Source organism: Jiangella aurantiaca, from assembly GCF_004349105.1.
Lineage (GTDB): Bacteria > Actinomycetota > Actinomycetes > Jiangellales > Jiangellaceae > Jiangella > Jiangella aurantiaca.
The window spans coordinates 331,718-349,059 of record NZ_SMLB01000001.1 but is presented as its reverse complement, the minus strand read 5'-3'; the positions used below and the strand labels follow the sequence as shown (position 1 = coordinate 349,059).

Genomic DNA, 17,342 nt, shown 5'->3' with positions numbered 1-17,342 from the left:
TCCCGTGACGTCGACGTCCATGTTCTGACGCGGCCCATCGGCAGCACTGCCGACACCGACGGCGCCCAGGGCCGGGCGGCGACCCGCGCACCCGTCGAGCCTAACGGCCGGGACCGACGGCCGCGGCCGGGACGCGCGCAGTCTCACGCCGTCGGCTCCGCGGCGGGACCCGGGGGCGGTGGCCCTGCCGTCATGCCGGTCGGCGCGGCGTCCGACGGCGCGCGGACCCGGCCGGCGGCCCACGCGCCGAACAGCGCCAGGACCGCCATGACCGCGATGATCACCAGGTACACCCAGTGGTCGACGGTGGTCTGGGCGATCGACTCAGCGTGCCCGGTGCCGAAGATCGTCCCGGCCAGCCCGACGAACGTCGCCGTGAACAGCGCATCGCTGACCTGCAGCGCCGCGGAGTTCGCGCCGTGCTCCTCGACCGGCGACAGCTGGAAGAGCAGCACGCTCATGCTGGCCGTCGCGATGCCCATGCCGAAGGCGCCGATCACCCAGCCGAACATCACGACGTACGGCGGCACCGCCTCGACCAGCGCCAGCGAGACGCTGCCGATCGCCGCCGCGACGAACAGCCCGCCGGCCCGGACCAGCAGGTAGCGCGGCGCGACCGTGCGGGTGCGGCCCTGGTACCAGGAGCCGGTCGCCCAGCCCAGCGCGCCGCCCGTCAGCGACAGCCCGGCGAGTGTCGACGACAGCCCGCGCTCGGCGACCAGCAGCAGCGGCAGGAACGTCTCGGTGCCGAAGAACGCGCCCGCGTAGATGCCGCGCAGCGCGACGACGGTGGGGAGCCCGCGGCGCAGCGCGATGGTGCCCGGCGGCAGCAGCTTCGGCACGCTCGGCACCATCAGCGCCAGCGCGACGGCGGCCACCGCGATCGCGAGGAGGTCCGCGCGCGAGCCGGCGTACTGCAGCAGGCCCACGCCGACCGCGGCCGCCAGCGCGAACCGCTTCCGCCCGGCCCGCCGTGTCGCGCCACCCGGCGGCGGCCCGTCGACCGCCTTCGTCGAGGGCAGCGCGAGGAACACCGGGATCAGCACCAGCGGCGCGATGCCGAGGAACACCCACCGCCACGACAGCTCGTCCGTCAGCAGGCCCGCGACCAGCGGCCCGACGATCGAGGGGACCACCCAGGCGGCCGCCATGCCGGCGAAGATCTTCGGCCGCAGCCGCTCCGGGTAGGCCCGTCCGACCACCACGTACAACGCGACGATGACCAGCCCGCCGCCGAGCCCCTGGATCGCCCGTCCGGCCAGGAACGGCCACATCGACTGCGCCGACCCGGCCAGCAGCAGGCCTACGGTGAAGGCGCCTGTGCCCAGGATCAGTGGCAGCCGCGGGCCGGTGCGGTCGCACAGCTCGCCGGAGACGACCATGGCGAACAGGCTGGTGGTGAAGAACGCCGAGAACGCGAACGCGTAGAGCGCCATGCCGTCGAGCTCGGGCACCGCGGTCGGCATCGCCGTCGCGACCGCCATCGACTCGAACGCGACGAACACCACCGCCGACACGATCCCGATCGACAGCCGCCGGTACGCCGGGCCGAGGATTCCCTGCGCCACCTCGTCGCCCGACTGCTCTGTCACGAGCGAATCATAGCGACGCTACAGACATGCGCGGTTCGTCCTCCCGGTCCGTAGACTGGCCGTGTGAGCACTCAGCTGACCCCCGGCACCGAGACCATCGAGGATCGCCGCACCCAGCCCTCCAGCGGCGACGGCGACCACGAGCGGTTCTCGCACTACGTGCCCAAGGACAAGCTCACCGACGCCATGATCAACGGGACGCCCGTCATCGCCCTCTGCGGCAAGGTGTGGGTGCCCAGCCGCGACCCCCAGAAGTACCCGGTCTGCCCGCAGTGCAAGGAGATCTGGGAGTCCATGAAGCCCGGCGGCGGCGAGAAATCCTGATCGTCGTGTCACATTCGGGTCGCTAGAAGCACCCATAGGAGGTGTGAGAGCGACAACGACGACGGCGTCCGGATCCGGCCGTGGGTGAACGGCCGATCCGTGCGGCCGTCCAGTCACTGACGTCCCTGCGCACCGCCGCCGGCGCGGACTTCCGCGCGTTGCGAGCGGCGGTGGTCGGCCGTGCGGAGGCCGCCGTGCGGGCTGCTGCCGCCGTCGCGGCCGTGGGGCCGGCGGTCGCGGAGCTGGCCCGGCCCATGGCGACCGTCGCCGACGAGGCGGCCGAGGCGACCCTCCACGCGCTCGACGCCGAGGTGGGGCGGCTCCTCGCGTTGCTCCACGACACCCCGCCGCCGGGCCGCCGGCCACCGTTCGTCGCCCCCTCGCCGTCGGTGGCCGGCGGTCCACCCGTCCCCGTCCCCGGGCTGGCGCCGGAGCCCGAGCTCACCGACGGCGTCCGGTACGCCGAGCACCCGCTCACGCCGCCGGCCGCCGTCGGTGCCGGGTTCGCCCGGCAGGGCAGCATCAGCGACTGCCACTTGGTCGCCGCCCTTTGCGCGGTGGCCGATCGGGCGCCGTGGCTGCTGCCGGCCGTGTCCGCGGGCGACGACGCCGTGCTGGTCGACGTGCCGGGGCGGCGGTACCGGCTGCGGCCGACGCTTCCGGTCGATGCTGGCGGCGGGCGCCTCGCGTACGCCCACTCCCCCGACGGCTCGACGCTGGTGCCGTACGTCGAGAAGGCATTCGCCGTCTACGGCGGCGGCTACACCGCACTCGGCCGCGGCGGCCTGCCGGTCGAGGCGCTGTACTGGCTCACGGGACGGCCCAGCTACCTGCTGCGCGTGCCGAAGGCGGGCGACGACATCGTGGCGGCGCTGGTCGAGTCCGGGCAACCGGCGGTCGCCTGCAGCCGTCCCTTCGACGACGACCGGTCCGGCGCGGCCGCGGCGCTGCGGTACCGGCTGGCCCCGGTCGCGCACGCCTACGCCGTCCACGGACTCGACGCCGAGCGCCGGGTCCTGCTGCACAACCCGTGGGGCCGCCGCCACCCGCGCCCGGTGCCGCTCGACGTCTTTCGCGACCTGTTCACCCGCATCGACTGGTGTGAGACCGATGACGACGACTGACCCCGCCGCGACGGTGCGGGTCCGGCTCGGCTACCCGGTGCCGATCGGCGCCGCCTCGATCACCGTCCTCGGGGTCGATCCCCCGCTCGTCTGCCTCGGCGTCGACGATCCCGGCGGGCACGAGACCACCGCCTGGTACGCGCCCGGCAACATCCTCATGGCCGGCGGTGCGCGCTGGCGGGTCGTGCGCACCAGCCCGCCGCCGCGACTGGCGCCCGACGCACCGCCCGGCACCGCCGGCGACCACACCGTCGCCGTCCTGGAACGGCTGGCGAGGTGAGGCCGGGCCTGCGTGCCACCATGGCCGGCCACCGTTGGCAGGCGCCAGCCCGGCATGACTGGCCATCGTCGTCAAGCGCGGGCACGGCGCGGCGGTCGTGGGGTGCCGCACGGCATCCACGTGCTGAGATATCGCCGTGATCCGGGGCACGTCATGACGTTTTCTGGAGCATCACCACGCCTGCAATCGTGTCGAGGGTGCAGGAATCCTGGTGATGTACCCGATCCTTGATGATCATCGTTGTCCACAGGCCGACGCCCGGCCGAAACCGGCCTGCGGACGTTGAGGCGCGCGGTCGCGGTTCACCACGAAATCCCCTGCTCCACCAACCCGCACCGTGACGTTGGTCACGGTCAGGGGGCGCGGCTGCCGGTCAGTTCATCGACGGGTCGACGGGGAAGGTGGCCATGAGGGCCAGTTGGCCGCCCTGCCGCCGCAGCACCATCGGCCACATGTCCTGGGCGTCGGTGCGGAAGGCGTCGCCCGGCTCGGAGTCGACGACGTACCAGGAGCCCTCCTCGATCTCGCCTTCCAGTTGGTCCGGCGCCCAGCCGGCGTACCCGGCGAACACCCGCATCGCCGTCACCGCGGGCTCGATGATCTCGGCCGGCGTGTCCAGGTCGACGACGCCCAGCCGGCCCCGGACGCGTCTGATCCCCAGGGGCTCGTCGTTGCCGCCGACGGCGACCAGCCCCAGCGCGCTGTCCAGGCTCACCGGCCCGCCCTGGAAGACGACTCCGGGCTCCGAAACGACGGACATCCAGCGGGGCAGGACGTCGCCCACCAGCACCTCCGTCGGCCTGTTGACCATGACGCCGAGGGCGCCGTCGCCGTCGTGGGAGAGCATGAGGATGACGGCGCGGTCGAACGTCGAGCCGCGCAGGGACGGTGCCGCGACGAGCAGCTTCCCGGTCAGCGCCGCAGAGTTCATGCCCACGTGTTCCATCGTGCCTGGTCGGTCACGCCCGCGTCACCGTGCCGGCGCATCAGACCGGGATGGCCGGGAACTCGCCGGTCTCCTCGGCGACGCGTCTGATGGTCTCGACGCTGCCGCGCACCGCCTCGGCCACCGTCTCGGCGACGCCGGAGTGGAAGACGCTGGGGACGATGTACGACGGGTTGAGCTCTTCGTCCTTGACGGTGGCGGCCAGCGCCCGCGCGGCGGCGATCATCATCTCCGTCGTGACGGACCGGCTGTGGGCGTCGAGTAGCCCACGGAAGACGCCGGGGAAGGCGAGCACGTTGTTGATCTGGTTCGGGTAGTCCGACCGGCCGGTGGCGACGACGGCGGCGTACTCGCCGGCGGCCCGCGGGTCGATCTCGGGCTCCGGGTTGGCCAGCGCGAACACGATCGCACGGTCCGACATCGTCGCGACGTCGGCGGCCGTCAGCACGTTGGGCGCCGACACCCCGACGAACACGTCGGCGCCGGCGACCGCGTCGCGCAGGTCGCCGGTGACGCCGCGCGGGTTGCAGTGCTCGAGGTACCAGGTGGGCACGCCGGTGAGGTCGGCCCGGCCGGGGTGGATGACGCCGTTGATGTCGGCGGCGACGATGTCGGTGACGCCGGCCGCGACCAGCAGCTGAGCGATGGCGTGCCCGGCCGCGCCGGCGCCGGACATCGCTACTCGAATGGATCCGAGATCCTTACCGACCACCTTGAGCGCGTTGTGCAGCGCCGCGAGCACGACGATGGCGGTGCCGTGCTGGTCGTCGTGGAAGACCGGGATGTCGAGCAGCTCGCGCAGCCGGGCCTCGATCTCGAAGCAGCGCGGCGCGGAGATGTCCTCGAGGTTGATGCCGGCGAACACCGGCGCGATGTGCTGGACGGTGCGGATGATCTCGTCGACATCCTGGGTGTCGAGGCAGATCGGGAACGCGTCGATGCCGCCGAACCGCTTGAACAGCGCCGCCTTGCCCTCCATGACCGGCAGCGCCGCCGTGGGGCCGATGTTGCCCAGCCCCAGCACGGCCGACCCGTCGGTGACGACCGCGACCGTGTTGCGCTTGATGGTCAGCCGCCGGGCGTCGTCGGGGTTGTCGACGAGCGCCTGCGACACGCGCGCGACGCCGGGGGTGTAGATGAGCGAGAGGTCGTCGCGGTTGCGGATCGGGACCTTCGACTTCACCTCGATCTTGCCGCCGAGGTGGACGAGGAACGTCCGGTCGCTGACCTTGCCGATGACGACGCCGGGCACCGAGCGCAGCGCCATGACCAGCTCACCGGCGTGCGCCGACGACGTGGCGGCGCAGGTGACGTCGACCTGGATGCGGTCGGCGCCGGACGCGGTCACGTCGAGCGCGGTGACGAGCCCGCCCGCCTTCTCGACGGCGGCGGTGAGCTGGCCCACGGACGAGCCGCCCGCGGGGACCTCGAGCCGGACGGTGATCGAGTAGGAGACGCTCGGAACGCTGACCACGGTGACCCTTCGTGACGAGATGTGAGCAGGACCACCGTAGATGATTCCGCACCCTCCGGGCACTGGCGGCCGGGTCGGCCGAAGAACCCCTTACTCCCCGCCGTCGACGGGGTAAGGGGTCGCGCCGCGGTGGTGTGCGTGGACGCCCGATGCCGCCGGCCCCGCCTCAGCACGAGTCTCAACGGTACGAGAGACGTCCGAGGGAGGGACATCATGATCGACAGCGTCCGCGCCGAGATCGCCTACCGGCAGGAGCGCGTACGGCGCGACGTCGCCGCTACCCGCAGCGCCACCACGACGGAGCAGGTCGAGCAGGCCGTTCACGCGGCCGAGGACCGACCGGAGACCGCCTGGGACGCATACCGTCGCCCCAGCCGGTCCGCGGCCCGGCGACCGGTGCCGGCCCGGAAGGCCCAGCCGGCCGTGCCGGCCGCACCCCGCGTGCGGCCGCGGCCCGGCAGCGCCGTCCGCTGACCCGCGACGAAATGCTCACCGGATTGTCGGAGGGGTATGCGAGCATCGGTATCGTGCCTCGGCTCGGTACCGGAGTCCCCTTCACCGCACGCAGCACTGAGATCGCCCAGCTGCGCGCGGCGCTCGACCGCGCCCGCACGGGAACCGGCGGCGCGGTGCTCCTCTCGGGCGACGCCGGCGTGGGCAAGAGCCGGCTGCTGACGGAGTTCACCGCCGAGGCCGAGGCGGCCGGCGCCCACGTGCTGCTGGGCCGCTGCGTCAGCGTCGGCGAGGCCGGGCTGCCGTACCTGCCGTTCAAGGAGGTCGTCGAGCAGTTGCGGCGGGTGCGCCCCGACCTGGTCGACGCCCGGCCGGCGCTGTCCGGGCTGATCGGACGCGCCGCCGCCACCGCGTCGCGGTCGGGCGAGGAGAACGACCTCGGGCAGCTGCAGCTCTTCGACGCCATGTTCACGGTGCTGGCGGAGCTGAGCGACGACGCCCCGGTGGTGCTCGCCATCGAGGACCTGCACTGGAGCGACGCGTCCAGCCGCGACCTGCTGTCCTTCCTGGTCTCGCGGCTGGCCGGCCAGCGCCTGCTGGTGGTTCCCACGTACCGGTCCGACGACCTCCACCGGCAGCACCCGTTGCGGCCGCTGCTCGCGGAGCTGGTCCGGCTGCCCGCCGTCGAGCGGCTCGACCTCGCCCCGTTCGATCCCGCCGACGCGCTCGCGTTCGTCGAGGCGCTGGCCGACGGCAGCATCGACGCCGACCTGCTGGCCGACGTCGCCGCGCGTTCGGAGGGCAACGCGTTCTTCGCCGAGGAGCTGGTCGCGGCCAGCGCCACGGGCCCGGCCGGCGGCATCCCCACCGCGCTGGCCGACGTGCTGCTGGCGCGGGTCGAGACCCTCAGTCCCGCCGCGCAACGGGTCGTCGGCGCCATCTCCGTCACCGGCCGGCGGCACGTCCGGCACGCCGCGGTGCGCTCCGTCGTCGACCTCCCCGACGGCGAGCTCGACGCCGCGCTGCGCGAGGCGTTGCAGCACCACGTCCTCGTCACCGACGACCAGGGTGGCTATACGTTCCGGCACGCGCTGCTGCGCGAGGCCGTCTACGCCGACCTGCTGCCGGGCGAGCGGGTCCGGCTGCACGCCGCCTACGCGCGCCGCATCGTCGAGCTGAAGCAGGACGAGCTGGCCGGCGCGCTCGCCTTCCACAGCCTGCGCAGCAACGACCTCCCGACGGCGCTGGCCGCGTCGGTCAAGGCGGCCGAGGACGCCATGCGGGTCGGCGCGCTCGCGGCCGAGTTGCGCCACGTCGAGCAGGCGCTGGAGCTGTGGTCGGCGGTCGAGAACCCCGCCGCGCACGCCGGCATCGACGAGCTCGCGCTCACCCGCAAGGCCGCCTACGTCGCCGGTGCCGCCGGGCACCCGGAGAGGGCCCTCGCCTACGCACAGGCGGCCACCGCGCTGGCCGACCGCGACGCCGACCCCGTCGCCCGCGCCGACGTCCGCCGTCAGCTCACCGAGTCGCTGCTGGCCAACGGCCGCTGGGCCGAGGCCACGAAGGCCATCGCCGAGGCCTGGCAACTGGTCGAGAACGAGCCGCCGAGCCGCACCCGCGCCTGGGTGCTGGCGCTGCGGGCGCGCACCCACTGGTCCAAGGACGACGACCTGTCCCGCATGTATGCCGAGCAGGCCATCGAGGACGCCCGCGCCGCCGGCAGCGTCAGCGCCGAGTCCGACGCACTCATCTCGCTCGCCTTCAACGACCTCCGCACCGGGGCCATCGAGGACGCCTGCGCGCTGTTCGAGCAGGCCCGACAGAACGCCGTCCGGGTCGGCGCGGCCAACGTCGAGCTGCGGGCGTCGTTCAACCTCGTCACCACCCGGTACGAGCAGGGGCTGCTCGACGACGCCGTCGCCATCGCCGACGCCGCGGTCGCCCGCGCCGTCGAGCTCGGCGTCACCTGGAGCATGTACGGCCTCGAGCTGCGCTGGCTGCGGGCGATGGTCCACTACGGGCACGGCAGCTGGGACGAGGCGCTCGCGGCCGCCAGCCCGCCGGGCGAGCAGGTCTCCGACACCATCACGGCGCTGCTCGCGGCGTCGGCGGCCATCATCAAGGTCGGCCGGGGCCGGTTCGACGAAGCTCAGCGCGACCTCACCCGCATCCGGCCCGAGTGGCACCGCGACAGCCAGATCGCCCTGCTGGCCGGCATCGCCGGCATCGAGATGGCCGGCTGGCAGGGCCGGCACGACGAAGCGGTCCGGCTCGCCGACGAGGCCATCGCCTCGATGCGCAAGGGCGACGACGACCGCTGGCCGCTGGGCGGCATCCGGCTGGCCGTGCTGGCGCTCGGCGCACTGGCCGACGTCGCGCGCCGGGCCCGCGTCGAGCACGACGCCGACTCCGAGGCGGCCGCCGTCGCCGAAGGGCTGCGCTTCGCCGAGCTCGCCCGTCGCACCGCCGAGCTCGGCATCCCGCGCGCCGACCGTCTCGGCCCCGAGGGCCAGGCGTGGCTGGCCCGGCTGCGGGCCGAGGAGTCCCGGCTGGCCGGGTCGGCCGACGCCGAGCCGTGGCGTGCGGTCGTCGAGGCATTCGGCTACGGCGAACCGTTCCAGGTCGCGCTTGCGCGGTGGCGGCTCGCTGAGGTGCTGGTCGCGGGCGGCGACCGCGACGCCGCCGCCGTCGAGCTGGCCGCCGCCCTCGAGACCGCCGACCGGCTGGGCGCGCAGCCGCTCGCCGGCGCCGTCCGCGACCTCGCCCGGCGCGCCCATGTCGCGCTGCCCGGCACCGCGCTGCCGGTCGCCGGGCTGCTGACGCCGCGCGAGCTGTCCGTCCTCGAGCTGGTGGCCCGCGGCTACACCAACCGCAAGGTCGGCGAAGAGCTGTTCATCAGCGAGAAGACCGTCAGCGTGCACCTGTCGCGGGTCATGACGAAGCTCGGCGCGGCCAGCCGCACCGAGGCCGTGTCCGTCGCCCACCAGCGCGGACTGCTCGCCGACGCCGGCTGACGGCGCCAGCACGACGACCTGCAACGGCCGGGTGAGCGCCATCTCGACGTACTCGGCCAGCACGTCACCACGACTTCCCGAGCCTCAACACGGTTATAGGCGTGTTGAGGCTCGGGTAATCCTCGTGATGTTCCACCACGTGGACTGCAGGCCCGGCGCACCAGACGCGCCGACCCACGGACCCAGGAGTCTCACTTGAGGCCGGTGGCGGAGCCGGAGCGCATGAAGTACCGCGAGAAGAACACGTAGACGAGCGCGATCGGGATGGTCGAGAGCGTCGCCAGCGCCAGCTTCAGCGGGAACTGCTGCGACCCCTGCAGGTCACCGGCGGTGAGCCGGGCGATGCCGAGGTTCATCGTCGCCAGGTCCGGGTCCGACGTCGCGACCAGGAAGTGGGTGAACTCGTTCCACGACCCCTGGAAGGACAGGATTGTCACCGTCACCAGCGCCGGCCGGACCAGCGGCAGGATCACGCTCCAGAACGTCCGGAACACGCCGGCACCGTCGATCCGGGCCGCCTCGTCCAGCTCCGTCGGCACCGCCTCGAACGCCGTCTTCATCAGCAGGATCCCGACGGCGTCGCAGAACAGCGGCAGGATCATCCCCGCGTAGCTGTCGAACATGCCGAGCTGGTTGAGCACCAGGAACTTCGGGATCAGCAGCACGACGCCGGGCACCGCGAGCACCGCGACGACGGCGGCGAACACCACCGCGCGGCCGCGGAAGCGCAGCCGGGCCAGCGCGTAGCCGGCCAGGCTGTCGATGATCAGGCGCCCCAGCGTCACCGAGATCGTCACGACGAACGAGTTGCCCAGCCAGCGGAACACCGGCACCGAGTACGCCGGGTTGGACCCGGCGACGATCTCCCAGGCGGCCATCGACACCGGCGACGGGATCAGCGAGACGGGGTTCGCGACGGCGTCCGCGTCGGTCTTGAACGACGTCGCCACCTGCACCAGGAACGGCCCGAGATAGAGCAGCGTCCCGAGCGCCAGGAGCCCGTAGCCGATCACCCGCACCAGCACCTTGCGCGGCAGCGGTGAGTACCGGTCGGTCAGGACGACGGGGACGGCCTCGCGCGCGGGCCGGGCCGCCCGCCGTCGTTCCAGCAGCCCGCTCATGTCCGCCGCTCCCTTCCCACCCACCGCTGCACGAGCGTGAGGACGATGATGATCGCGAACAGCACGAACGCGACCGCCGCGCCGACGCCGAACTGGCCGTCGCCGAAGCTGCGCACGTAGGAGATGTAGGCGGGCGTCAGCGTCGTCTTGGCCGGCGCGCCCTGGGACAGGATGAACACCTGGTCGAACACCTGCCAGCTGCTGATCAACGCCAGCGTGACGACCAGCACGATGCTGCGGCGCATCAGCGGCAGCGTCAGGTGCCGGAACCGCTGCCACGCGCCGGCGCCGTCGATGGCCGTCGCCTCCTCCAGCTCGACCGGGATGTCCTGCAGCCCGACGAGGAAGAACAGCATGAACGTGCCCGACGACGCCCAGATGGTCAGCGTGATCAGCGCGCACATCGCCACTGACGGCCCGGAGAACCAGTCCCACAGGCTCAGCCCGCCCAGCGACGTGTCGGCCAGTGCTCCCGGCGCGGCGTCGACGCCGAACCACGAGAACACGATGTGCAGTACGCCGCGCGGGTCGGTGAACCAGGACGGCCCGTCGACGCCGACCCACGAGAGGACGACGTTCACGACGCCGGCCCCCTGGAAGAGGAAGAGGAACAGCACGCTGATAGCGACCGAGCTGGTGATGGCCGGGAAGTAGAAGATGGTCCGGAAGAACGACCGGCCGCGCAGCACGTGCGAGTTCACCGCCAGCGCGAGCGCGAACGACACGACGACCACGCCGGTGACGTTGAACAGCACGTAGTAGATCGTGTTGCGCACGCTGAGCATGAAGTCGCTGCGCAGCAGCCCGGCGTCGAGCAGCAGGCCGCGGTAGTTGTCCAGCCCGACGAACTCGGCGTCGCCGGAGAACGGGCTGGACTGCCCGTTCCAGTCCAGCAGGCTGACCCACGCAGCCATGAGGATCGGCGCGAACAGGAACACCACCAGCACGATCACGGCCGGTGCGACGAACAGCCAGCCGGCCCGTCGTTCCTGGCGCAGATGCCCGGAGATCCCGCGTCGGCGGACCGGCCGCGTGCGGTCCGCCGACGTCTCCCGGGTGACCGTCGCGGTCACGTCACTCCTGCGCGAGGGCGGCTTCGCCGTTGGTCTGCAGCGTCTGCAGCGCCTGCTCCGGCGTGACGGTGCCGGCGGCCATGCCCTCGAGCTGGGTGTTGAAGTCGGCCAGCACGGACTCGAAGCCCGGGACGGCGACCTGCGTCCGCGAGTTCTCCATGCCCTCGGCGAACGCCGCCTTCTCGGGGAACGTCTCGGCGTTCCAGTCGGAAAGGCTGGACCGAGACGGGATCGGGCCGAACGCCTCGGCGAACGTCTGCTGCTCCTCCGGGCTCATCAGGAAGTTGACCAGTTCGACGGCGGCGGTCTGGTTCTCGCTGTCCGCGGCGATGCCCCAGCAGTTGGTGAACGCCGTCGAGGCCTGCCCGCCGGGACCGGCCGGCAGCGGGACGGCGGTCCACCGGCGGTCCGGGAAGTCGTTCTGCAGGGCGCCGACGATCCACGCGCCCTCGACGGTCATGGCCGACTTGCCGCTGCCGAGCGCCTCGCCGCCCCACGCCGCGTCGATGTTGGGCGCGAACGCGAACGTGCCGGCGTCCATGTTCTGCTTCAGGTACTCCAGGGTCGCGAGGTTCTCCGGAGTGTCCGCGGTGACCTCGGTCTGCTCCTCGTTCACGAAGAACCCGCCGCCGGCAAGCATGAACGAGCCGACCGGGTTGTAGTCGCCGGTGAACGCCAGGCCCACCCGGCCGTCGGTGGTGAGCGCCTGCGCCGCGGCGGCGAGGTCGTCCCAGTTCTGCGGGTAGTCGGCCTCGGTCAGTCCGGCCGCGGCCCACGCCTCGGTGTCGATGACCAGCGCGTGCACGCCGCCGTCCTTGGGCGCGCAGTACAGTTCGTCCTCGTAGGTGAAGGCGTCGCGCAGCGGCTGGTAGATGTCGTCGGCGTCCTCGATCTGGTCGCCGTACGGGTACAGCGACCCCGCCTCGGCGAACATGCGGAAGCGGTCGGGGCTGACGTAGAAGACGTCGGGCGGGTTGCCGCCGGCGAACCCCTGCTGCAGCTGCTGCACGAGGTCCTGTGCCGGGATCACCTCGACCTCGGTGCCGGACTCTTCGGCCCACCGGGCGGCGGCGTCCTGGACGGCGACCGTCTCGGCCTCGCCGGACGAGCCGATCATGACGGTGAGCGAGCCGCCGCCGGTGGCGCCGGTGGCCTCGGAGCCGGCGTCGTCACCGTCGTCGTCGAAGCCGCTGCCGCAGGCGGCGAGCAGGGTGGCGGCCGCCACGGCCGTGGCCGCCGGCAGTGGGATACGGGCGAACTGACGCATCATCGAGCCTCCGTGGGGGCGGCCGGAGCGGATCCGGCGGGACGGGAGCTGGCCCGGACGACCAGCGTCGGGCGCAGCAGGCGGTGCTCGGGGCCGGGCGGGAGCTCCACGACACCGAGCAGGCCGAGCAACATCTGGACGACTTCGCGGCCGATCTGCTCGATCGGCTGGGACAGGCTGGTGAGGTCGACGCCGGGCAGCCGGGCGGCGGGGGTGTCGTCGAAGCCGACGACGGCGACGTCCGGGCCCGGGCGCAGGCCGCGGTCGGCGAGCGCACGCAGCGCGCCGTACGCCGACAGGTCGCTGACGCAGACCAGCGCGGTGGGCGGGTCGGCGCCGTCGAGCAGCGCACCGGCCAGTGCCCGCCCGGTGTCGACGGTCCCCTCTGCCCGGACGACCCGCGGATCCAGGCCCAGGCGCAAGCAGGCCGCGGTGTAGCCGGCGACGCGGTCGTCGCCGACGCCGGAGCCCTCCGGCCAGCCGATGAACGCGATGCGGCGGTGGCCGAGCGCGTGCAGGTGCTCGACCGCCTCGGTCATGCCCGCCGCGCCGTCGACGTCGACCCAGCGGCCGCGGTCCGGGCCGGACCAGCTGCGGCCGAACGCGACGAACGGCACGCCCTGCTCCGTCAGCCAGCCGGGCCGCGGGTCGCCGACGACGGTGTCGGTGAGGAGGAAGCCGTCGACGGCGCGCTGGGCCAGCAGCTCGGCGTAGCGGTCCAGCCCTGCGCTGCCCGCCGGGGCGGTGAACAGCAGGAGGTGGAAGCCGTGCTCGGCGGCGTACTCGGTGACGGCGTGCACGAACCGGTCGAGAACGGGGTTGATGTTCCCGGCGAGGGCCGGCTGGACGCAGTAGCCGATGAGGTTGCTCATCCGGGTGCGCAGCGACCGGGCGGACCGGTTGGGGCGGTAGCGCAGCGCCTGGATGGCCTCCTCGACCCGCTGCCGAGTCTCCGGCGCCACCCGCTCGGGCGCGTTGAGGACGTTGGACACCGTCTGCCGCGACACCCCGGCCGCGAAGGCGACGCTTTCGAGCGTGGCGCCACTCTCCGGTGTCGCCATATCCGTCCTCCTCGACGTGTTGAACGATCAAATCCGGATTGATAGCGTGTTTGATCGTTCAAAAATGGGATCTGGTTCAGAGTTAAGAACGCGTCGACTGTTCTGTCAAGTCTCGGAAGGATCACCGTGGTGACCGCTCCACCCGACTCCGGCCCGGTGCCGCAGCCGTTCCTGCACGACCTCGTCAGCTGTGTCAAGGCACCCACGGTGGTGCTGTCCGGCGCCGACGGGCAGATCCGCGCGGCCGGAGCGCAGGGCCTGCTCAGCCACGACCGGCGCGTCCTGTCCGAGCTGCGGGTCGACGTCGACGGCCACGAGCCCGAGCCGGCCGGCCACGGCCTGCGCGGCGCCGGCCACGCGCACTTCACCGGCATCGTCCGGCACCTCGGCGATCCCGGCGCCGACCCGACGGTGCGCCTGGAGCGGCAGCGGTGCGCCCGCGCCGACGGCGTCGCCGACCGGCTGGAGCTGGTGAACAACTCGCGGGGGCCGATCGCCGCCACCGTCCGCGTCCACGTCGCGGCCGACTTCGCCACCGCCGCCGAGATCAAGCACGACGGCGCCCAGCGGGACGGCCGGGCGCCGTCGTCGCCGGCGCCGGGGCGCGTCGAGTGGGACGGCGGCGACCTGCGGACAACGGTGACGGCGCCGGGCTCGGTGGTCGAGACGGATGCCGGTGGCGCCGTCCTCAGCTGGGCCGTCGAGCTGCCGCCGCGGTCGTCGTGGACGGCAGACGTCGAGGTGATCGTCGCGTTCGCCGACGGCCCGCCGGCCAACGCGTTCGGCAGCGCTGACGGCGTCGGCTGGGATGCCGTCGCCGTCGCCGGCCGGTCCGACCTCGCCCGGCTGACCGCGCGGAGCGTCGACGACCTCGCCGCGCTGGCGCTGTCCGACCCGCTCGAACCGTCCGACACGTTCCTCGCCGCCGGTAGCCCGTGGTTCTTCACCCTGTTCGGCCGCGACTCGCTGTGGGCGGCCCGGTTCACGCTGCCGCTGGGCACCTGGCTGGCCCGGGGGACGCTGCGCACGCTGGCTCGCCGGCAGGGCCGCGCACACGACCCGGCGACCGCCGAGGCGCCGGGGAAGATCCTGCACGAGGTGCGTGTCCCGTCCGCCGGTGCGTCGCTGCCCCCGGTCTACTTCGGCACAGTCGACGCCACCGCCCTGTGGGTGTGCCTGCTGCACGACGCCTGGCGCTGGGGACTGCCGGCCGCCGACGTCGCCGAGCTGCTCGACCCGCTCGAGGCGGCGCTGCGCTGGCTGACGACCGACGCCGACTCCGACGGCGACGGCTTCCTCGAGTACGTCGACACCAGCGGCCACGGGCTGGCCAACCAGGGCTGGAAGGACTCCGACGACTCCATCCAGTTCCCCGGCGGCGCCATCGCCGAGCCGCCGATCGCGCTGAGCGAGGCGCAGGCGTACGCGCACGAGGCGGCGCTGGCGGGCGCCGCACTGCTCGACGCGTTCGGCCGGCCCGGGTCCGGCCCGCTGCGCGACTGGGCCGCGGCGCTGCGCAAGCGGTTCGCGGCCACGTTCTGGGTGTCCGACGAGAAGGGCCGGTTCCCCGCCATCGCCCTCGACGGCGCCAAGCGGCCGGTCGACACCGTCACGTCCAACCTCGGCCACCTGCTCGGCACCGGCCTGCTCGGGCCGGACGAGGCCGCCGTCGTCGCCGACCGGCTCGGCCGCCCCGACCTCGACGCCGGCTACGGGCTGCGCACCATGAGCGCCGACGCGGCCGGGTTCAACCCGCTCGGCTACCACGCCGGTAGCATCTGGCCGCACGACACCGCGATCGCGGTCCGCGGCCTGGCCGCCGACGGCTTCGCCGGTGTCGCCGCGTCGCTGGCCGGCGGGGTGCTGCGGGTCGCGCCGGACTTCGCGTACCGGCTGCCGGAGCTGTTCGCCGGCACCGACGCGCGCGCCGGCGAGCCGGTGCTCGCCTACCCGGCGGCGTGCCGGCCGCAGGCGTGGTCGGCGGCGACGGTGGTCGCGCTGCTGCAGGCCGCGCTGGGGCTGACGGCGGACGTGCCGGCCGGGACCCTGCGGGTGGCGCCGGACCCGGCGTTCGCCGACTGGTTCCCGCTGCGGGTCGAGGGCCTGCGGGTGGCCGGTCACCCGCTCGCCGTGGCGGTCGATGCCTCCGCCCGGGCCGACGTCCGCACCTCCGCGCCGCTGACCGTCGAGGTGGCCCGATGACGGCGCCGAACCTGGTCTTCATCCTCAGCGACGACCACGCGGCGCACGCGATCTCGGCGTACGGCAGCCCGCTGATGCCGACGCCGAACCTCGACCGCATCGCGGGCGAGGGCATACGGTTCGACGCGACATTCTGCACGAACGCCCTGTGCGCGCCGAGCCGGGCCTCGATCCTCACCGGCACGTACAGCAACGTCAACGGCGTGCGGACGTTGAGCACGCACTTCGACGCGCGGCAGCCGTCGTTCCCGGAGCTGCTGCGCGACGCCGGCTACCAGACCTGGCTGATCGGCAAGTGGCACCTCGGCCACGGCGGCGAGCACGACCCGCGCGGCTTCGACTCGTGGGAGATCCTCGAGGATCAGGGCGAGTACTGGAACCCGGAGCTGCTGAGCGCCGACGGCCGGCGCACCGTTCCCGGCTACACGACGACAGTGCTCACCGACCTCGCGCTGGAGCGGATCGCGCGGCGGGATCCGGACCGGCCGTTCTGCCTGCTGCTGTGGCACAAGGCGCCGCATCGCAGCTGGGACCCGGACATCGCCCACCTCAAGTTGTTCGACGGCGTCGACGTTCCGGAGCCGCCCACGCTGTTCGACGACTACGCCGGGCGCGGCCGGGCGGCGCACGAGGCACGTATGCGGATCGGCCGCGACCTCAACGAGCGCGACCTCAAGGCCCCCTGGCCGGCCGGCCTGCCCGAGCCGGACCGGACCCGTTGGGCCTACCAGAGCTACATCAAGGACTACCTGCGCTGCGTCGCGTCGATCGACGACAACACCGGCCGACTGCTCGACGCCCTCGATGACCACGGCCTGGCCGCGGACACCGTCGTCGCGTACTCCTCCGACCAGGGCTTCTTCCTCGGCGACCACGGCTGGTACGACAAGCGGTTCATGTACGAGGAGTCGCTGCGGATGCCGCTCATGGTCCGATACCCGCGCGAGGTCGCGTCGGGCACGTCGACCGACGCCATGGCGCTGAACGTCGACTTCGCGCCGACCTTCCTCGACCTCGCCGGGCTGCCCACGCACCCGCGCATGCAGGGCCGCAGCCTGCGCCCGCTGCTGCGCGGCGAGCGGCCGGCCGACTGGCGCACGTCGATGTACTACCGGTACTGGGAGCACCTGGACGGCAGTCACCACGTCCCCGCACACGTCGGCGTGCGCACGGCGACGCACAAGCTGGTGCACTACTACGGCGATGGGCTCGGCGTGCCGGGCGCGTCCGAGGTCCGGACCGAGCCGGAGTGGGAGCTGTTCGATCTGGCCGCCGATCCGGCCGAGCTGACGAACCGGTACGACGACCCTGACTACGGCGACGTGCGCCGCGAGTTGCGCGACGAGCTGGAGCGGCTGCGCCGGGAGGTCGGCGACGAGCCGTGGGCAGCCCCTCGTCAGGATGTATGAAA

The 17,342-nt window shown here is 73.1% G+C and carries 14 protein-coding genes; 7 read left to right on the top strand and 7 right to left on the bottom strand.

What is annotated here, in order from left to right:
* Positions 1 to 143: 143 nt before the first annotated feature.
* Positions 144 to 1,592: an MFS transporter gene (locus tag E1262_RS01415; RefSeq protein WP_203453427.1), complete on the bottom strand. Its 1,449-nt coding sequence runs from the start codon at positions 1,590 to 1,592 to the stop codon at positions 144 to 146.
* A gap of 63 nt (positions 1,593 to 1,655) precedes the next feature.
* Here E1262_RS01415 and E1262_RS01410 point away from each other — a divergent pair, with 63 nt between their 5' ends.
* From E1262_RS01410 to E1262_RS01400, 3 genes are all read left to right on the top strand, one after another.
* The gene (locus E1262_RS01410; RefSeq protein ID WP_132101231.1) at positions 1,656 to 1,916 is read left to right on the top strand and encodes a DUF3039 domain-containing protein; all 261 of its coding nucleotides are present in this window, start codon (positions 1,656 to 1,658) and stop codon (positions 1,914 to 1,916) included.
* An 80-nt stretch (positions 1,917 to 1,996) separates the two neighbouring features.
* Entirely contained in the window at positions 1,997 to 3,040 is a 1,044-nt protein-coding gene (locus E1262_RS01405) for a C2 family cysteine protease (RefSeq protein WP_132101230.1), read from the top strand.
* Positions 3,027 to 3,320 (top strand): hypothetical protein, encoded by a 294-nt coding sequence (locus E1262_RS01400; protein WP_132101229.1) that lies wholly within the window; start codon positions 3,027 to 3,029, stop codon positions 3,318 to 3,320. Before E1262_RS01405 ends, E1262_RS01400 begins: the two co-directional genes overlap by 14 nt.
* Positions 3,321 to 3,693: 373 nt before the next feature.
* On the opposite strand, the gene E1262_RS01395 is transcribed toward E1262_RS01400, so the two are convergent.
* Together E1262_RS01395 and E1262_RS01390 are read right to left on the bottom strand one after the other, a co-directional pair.
* Positions 3,694 to 4,251, bottom strand: coding sequence for a YqgE/AlgH family protein (locus tag E1262_RS01395; protein WP_132101274.1), 558 nt, complete (start codon positions 4,249 to 4,251; stop codon positions 3,694 to 3,696).
* Positions 4,252 to 4,306: 55 nt separating this feature from the next.
* A complete protein-coding gene (locus tag E1262_RS01390) occupies positions 4,307 to 5,740 on the bottom strand; it encodes an NAD-dependent malic enzyme (RefSeq protein ID WP_132101228.1) in 1,434 nt (477 codons plus the stop codon).
* A gap of 213 nt (positions 5,741 to 5,953) precedes the next feature.
* Between E1262_RS01390 and E1262_RS01385 the strand changes: the two genes are divergently transcribed.
* On the top strand, positions 5,954 to 6,214 hold the full coding sequence (locus E1262_RS01385) for a hypothetical protein (protein WP_132101227.1): 261 nt from the start codon (positions 5,954 to 5,956) through the stop codon (positions 6,212 to 6,214).
* 53 nt (positions 6,215 to 6,267) lie between these two features.
* Positions 6,268 to 9,207 carry a helix-turn-helix transcriptional regulator gene (locus tag E1262_RS01380; protein ID WP_203453425.1) on the top strand — a complete coding sequence of 980 codons (2,940 nt, stop codon included), beginning with the start codon at positions 6,268 to 6,270 and terminating at the stop codon, positions 9,205 to 9,207.
* A gap of 191 nt (positions 9,208 to 9,398) precedes the next feature.
* Here the strand turns inward: E1262_RS01380 and E1262_RS01375 are convergent, their stop codons facing one another.
* From E1262_RS01375 to E1262_RS01360, 4 genes are read right to left on the bottom strand one after another with little or no spacing between them, the layout of a single operon-like run.
* Positions 9,399 to 10,328, bottom strand: coding sequence for a carbohydrate ABC transporter permease (locus E1262_RS01375; protein WP_132101226.1), 930 nt, complete (start codon positions 10,326 to 10,328; stop codon positions 9,399 to 9,401).
* Positions 10,325 to 11,401, bottom strand: coding sequence for a carbohydrate ABC transporter permease (locus tag E1262_RS01370; protein WP_203453424.1), 1,077 nt, complete (start codon positions 11,399 to 11,401; stop codon positions 10,325 to 10,327). The genes E1262_RS01375 and E1262_RS01370 overlap by 4 nt, the downstream gene beginning before the upstream one ends.
* Before the next feature lies 1 nt (position 11,402).
* A complete protein-coding gene (locus E1262_RS01365) occupies positions 11,403 to 12,671 on the bottom strand; it encodes a sugar ABC transporter substrate-binding protein (protein ID WP_132101225.1) in 1,269 nt (422 codons plus the stop codon).
* Positions 12,668 to 13,729 (bottom strand): LacI family DNA-binding transcriptional regulator, encoded by a 1,062-nt coding sequence (locus tag E1262_RS01360; RefSeq protein WP_132101224.1) that lies wholly within the window; start codon positions 13,727 to 13,729, stop codon positions 12,668 to 12,670. Before E1262_RS01360 ends, E1262_RS01365 begins: the two co-directional genes overlap by 4 nt.
* A 129-nt stretch (positions 13,730 to 13,858) precedes the next feature.
* Between E1262_RS01360 and E1262_RS01355 the strand changes: the two genes are divergently transcribed.
* Positions 13,859 to 15,931: an amylo-alpha-1,6-glucosidase gene (locus E1262_RS01355; RefSeq protein WP_203453423.1), complete on the top strand. Its 2,073-nt coding sequence runs from the start codon at positions 13,859 to 13,861 to the stop codon at positions 15,929 to 15,931.
* Positions 15,928 to 17,340: a sulfatase family protein gene (locus E1262_RS01350; RefSeq protein ID WP_132101222.1), complete on the top strand. Its 1,413-nt coding sequence runs from the start codon at positions 15,928 to 15,930 to the stop codon at positions 17,338 to 17,340. Before E1262_RS01355 ends, E1262_RS01350 begins: the two co-directional genes overlap by 4 nt.
* Positions 17,341 to 17,342: the final 2 nt, after the last annotated feature.

What these genes read in the sequence shown, in the direction of transcription:
- E1262_RS01400 (WP_132101229.1), top strand. Translation starts at nt 3,027, where the DNA reads ATGACGACGACTGACCCCGCCGCGACGGTGCGGGTCCGGCTCGGCTAC.
- E1262_RS01350 (WP_132101222.1), top strand. Translation starts at nt 15,928, where the DNA reads ATGACGGCGCCGAACCTGGTCTTCATCCTCAGCGACGACCACGCGGCG.
- E1262_RS01395 (WP_132101274.1), bottom strand. Translation starts at nt 4,251, where the DNA reads ATGAACTCTGCGGCGCTGACCGGGAAGCTGCTCGTCGCGGCACCGTCC.
- E1262_RS01385 (WP_132101227.1), top strand. Translation starts at nt 5,954, where the DNA reads ATGATCGACAGCGTCCGCGCCGAGATCGCCTACCGGCAGGAGCGCGTA.
- E1262_RS01375 (WP_132101226.1), bottom strand. Translation starts at nt 10,328, where the DNA reads ATGAGCGGGCTGCTGGAACGACGGCGGGCGGCCCGGCCCGCGCGCGAG.
- E1262_RS01365 (WP_132101225.1), bottom strand. Translation starts at nt 12,671, where the DNA reads ATGATGCGTCAGTTCGCCCGTATCCCACTGCCGGCGGCCACGGCCGTG.
- E1262_RS01360 (WP_132101224.1), bottom strand. Translation starts at nt 13,729, where the DNA reads ATGGCGACACCGGAGAGTGGCGCCACGCTCGAAAGCGTCGCCTTCGCG.